At 56.1% G+C, this 3,946-nt stretch carries 3 protein-coding genes; all 3 read left to right on the top strand.

Annotated features, from left to right (window positions below):
* Positions 1 to 151: 151 nt before the first annotated feature.
* Positions 152 to 1,069, top strand: coding sequence for a carboxylating nicotinate-nucleotide diphosphorylase (nadC, locus tag H5U08_RS12215; RefSeq protein ID WP_297033404.1), 918 nt, complete (start codon positions 152 to 154; stop codon positions 1,067 to 1,069).
* A gap of 189 nt (positions 1,070 to 1,258) precedes the next feature.
* Positions 1,259 to 2,602, top strand: coding sequence for a DegT/DnrJ/EryC1/StrS family aminotransferase (locus tag H5U08_RS12220; protein WP_297033407.1), 1,344 nt, complete (start codon positions 1,259 to 1,261; stop codon positions 2,600 to 2,602).
* A gap of 110 nt (positions 2,603 to 2,712) precedes the next feature.
* The coding region (locus tag H5U08_RS12225) for a DegT/DnrJ/EryC1/StrS family aminotransferase (RefSeq protein ID WP_297033409.1) at positions 2,713 to 3,946 on the top strand (1,234 nt) is incomplete at its 3' end.

Here is a 3,946-nt window from a genome sequence, read left to right on the forward strand (position 1 = left end):
TCAGTCTGGCGGCCCTCCAGGTGTTAAAGCAGAGCGCGATGCGCTCACAGAGCGGGGGCTGAATTAATCTTCTAAAGGATCCTTTCCATACATGATGGGAAGTTATGTGTGGAATCGAGGTTCCAGATAACGGTAAAAGGTGGATGGCGCCATGGAAGATTTTCCACAGCTTACCTGGGGACCAGATTTGGAGCAAAACTGCCGCCAGCTCGTGCGGATGGCGATTCACGAGGACCTGGGTAGTGAAGGCGATATCACCACCCTGGGAATCGTTTCCGGCGATGCCTGGGGAGAGACGTTAGTTGTCAGCCGAGTTGATGGAGTACTGGCAGGTCTTCCGACGGTCCCTGTTGTCTTTGAAGAGATAGGAAGCTCATTGAGTTGGGAGCCGCTCGCCCAAGATGGAACCCCTGTAGCGAAGGGGAGTGTCATCGGCAGAATATCCGGTCCTGTGCGCGCAATCCTCGCCGCGGAGAGAATCATCTTGAATTTTCTGGGAAAACTGTCAGGCATAGCAACTCTCACTCGGCGCTACGTGGACGAAGTGAGGCACACTCGGGCGAAGATTTACGACACGAGGAAGACCACACCCGGATGGCGATTGCTCGAAAAATATGCCGTACGATGTGGCGGTGGGCGCAATCACCGTTTAGGACTCAATGCAGCAGTACTGATAAAGGATAACCATCTGGCCTGGTTGACTGAGTCGTGTCGCGGAGATCGGCTGGCGGCGGCAAAGCGAGCCGTAACGCTGGCGCGCGAGTTCTGTTCTCGACTGGACAAACCGGTTGTGGTGGAAATCGAAGTGGATGACCTGCAGCAGCTTGAGGCGGTTCTTCCGGAACGGCCGGACATCGTGCTGCTCGATAACATGACTCCCGCCATGCTTCGAGAGGCGGTCGCCATCCGCAATAGTTTGGCCCCGGAGGTGGAGCTGGAAGCGTCGGGTGGCATCGATTTGTCCAACGTCCGAACGGTAGCCGAAACGGGCGTCGAGCGAATCAGTGTGGGCGCGCTGACCCACAAAGCGGTTTGGCTCGATGTAGGGTTGGACTGGGTTTCTCAGTGATCCACACCCACTGATTGCTCGCTGACCCCGGGGAAGTTCGGGAAATAAAAATTTGTTGGCGCACGGTTGACAGGCAAAACGGGGCGTCTTAAATTGAGTGGCGCCATCCGGGGAGCGATGCTTGCATAAAGCCTCACCAGATCGTTCGGTGGTGAATCTTTCGCGTTTTCCGGCCTGGAGGAGTGTGGGATGTCTCAACGCCGAGCTAAACACAGTGTGAACCGCCGCGATTTTGTTCGTCAGAGTTCCTCGGCGGTTGCATTGGGCATGTTTCTAAGTAACGGTATATTTCGCTCGGCCAATGCCGAAGAATTTGCCAAACTGGCCATCGAGGGCGGACCGCGGGCCGTCACTGTCGGGGCTGGGAGCGGCAAACGCTGGGGGGAACCCGAACTCCGGCAACTGCAGGAAATGCTCAACCAATCGACGTTGTTTTACTGGGGTGGGCCCCAAACCGCACTCCTCAAAAGACGATTTCAAGAAGTTTGCCCGGTGAAGTATGTGCAGACATGCTCCTCGGGCACGGCAGCTTTGCATATCGCGGTCGCCTCGGCGGGCATCGGGCTGGGCGACGAGGTCATCACCTCGCCGATCACCGATATTGGCACCGTCATCGGCGTTATCTACCAGCAGGCCGTGCCGGTCTTCGCGGACCTGGGGCCGGCTACGTTTAATCTCGACCCGGAAGATGTGGAAAAGCGAATCACGCCGCGGACTCGGGCAATCATCGCGGTGCATCTGATGGGGAATCCCTGTGATATGGAGGCTCTGCGGCAGATCGCAGACCGCCACAACCTGGTGCTTATTGAGGATTGTTGTCAGGCCTGGGGAGCCAAGTATCGTGGCAAACCGATCGGCACCATTGGAGATTTCGCCTGTTTTTCGCTTCAAAACAGCAAGCACGTCACATGCGGCGATGGTGGGGTAGTGGGAACGAACAGCGACCAGTTCGGACCGAATATTCAGCGTTTTGGTGACAAGGGATACGATCGAACCCGCGGGTTGGGGCTGGAGGTGTTCGCCACAAATTACCGAATGAGCGAGCCGCAGGCGGCTGTCGCTGCCGCCCAGCTCACGCGTTTGGAAGGAATTGCGGAGAAAAGATCACGACTGGGAAATCTTCTCACAGAGATCATCAGCGGCTGTCCTGGCATTATGCCGCATCAGGTTCACCCGGAAGACCGGGCTGTCTATTGGTACTATATGTTCCGACTGAAGCTGGACGAGTTGCGGTGTAGTCGATCGCAATTTGTCCGCGCCCTGCAAGCGGAAGGTGTTCCTGCAATTGGTGGTTATATTGGTAAGCCGTTGTACGCAGAGCCCGTCTTTCAGAAGCACGCATTTTTTGCGGGACGCTGGCCTGTTAAAGAAATGGGGCTGACAAAAATGGACTATACCCAGCACCATTGCCCCGAGGCAGAAGCCATTTTAACGACCTGTATCCGATTACCTGTCACAGAATTCATGGAAGAGGAATATATCCGACAGGTAGGTGCTGCGATACGCAAGGTGGCCAAGTATTATGCTGCATAAAAAACAGCATGCTGGCAATCATTAAAAGTCGCAATTCTCGGGTGGGCAAGGTAATTTGATTGTCGCCGCCGGCCGACTGCCGGTGCGGCGTGATGGATGGAGGGCGTGCCATGTTCTTTCCAAATACGAGTCGGCGGGAGTTTTTGATGACGCTGGGTCTCCTCGGGGGCGCGGCCATGAGTTCCAGGCTGGCACGAGGGGAGGCCGCCCAGTCTTCTCCTGAACGGCTGGCGATTGAGGGAGGGGAACCTGTCAGAAAGTCACTTTTATCTGCGAGGCCCTATGGCCCGCAATTCTACGATGATCGCGAAAAACAGGAATTGATTGAGGTTTTGGAGTCCCGGCAACCGTTCCGCTGGTGGCATGGAAACTCGAAGGTGCTCCAATTTGAGAAGGCTTACGCCGCACACCTGGGGGTGAAGTACGCCCTCGGCGTGGCTTCCGGGACCACAGCGTTGGTAACGGCTATGGCGGCGCTGGAAGTGGGGCCGGGCGATGAGGTAATCCTCCCTGCTTGGACGTGGTATGCGGATTATGACGCAATAGTTCTTGCAGGTGGGCTGCCGGTATTCGCGGAAGTGGACGAGTCATTCAATATTGATCCCACAGATATTGAATCCAAAATCACTCCTCAAACCAAGGCGATTATCGTCTGTCACCTCCAGGGGACGCCGGCGGATCTCGAACCGATTATGGATATTGCGAAAAAGTACGGCCTGCGCGTGCTGGAGGATTTCGCACAATGTGTGGGGGGTAAATATAAAGGCCGCTATGTGGGCACTCTCGGAGATATCGGTATCAATAGCTTCCAGTTGAGCAAAACAATCACGTCCGGAGAAGGGGGAGCTGTTGTCACCAACGACGTCATCCTTTTCGAGCGATCACTTCGCTTCCACGACGTGGGCACCCTTCGGTCTCCCTACCAGGAAATGCTCAAAGGAGGGATCGTGGCTCCCTATGCCTCCTGCAATTTCCGAATGAGCGAATTCACGGGAGCGGTGCTCAAAGCCCAGCTTGAAAAACTGGAAACAATCTGTTCTCGGCTGAGGCAGAATGCGCGCTTCGTGCGTGAGAGCATTGCCGACCTTCCAGGGATCAAGCTCCGCAAATCCCCGGATATTGAGGGCGATATCGGATACGCTGTCTATCTCGATCTGGGGAATCGCCAGAATCGCGACCGATTCCTCCGGGCATTACGTGCGGAAGGAATTGCCGCGGTGGGACCCGCCGGTTCCGTCATCCTCCCGATCGACCGTCGTGTCGAGGGCAAGGCCACCGTTCACCGTGGATGGCCGTCTTTCAGGACCAAACGGGCGGCAGAGCTACGCTACGGTGCGGAGTGCT

The organism is Thermogutta sp. (assembly GCF_014359955.1).
GTDB lineage: Bacteria > Planctomycetota > Planctomycetia > Pirellulales > Thermoguttaceae > Thermogutta.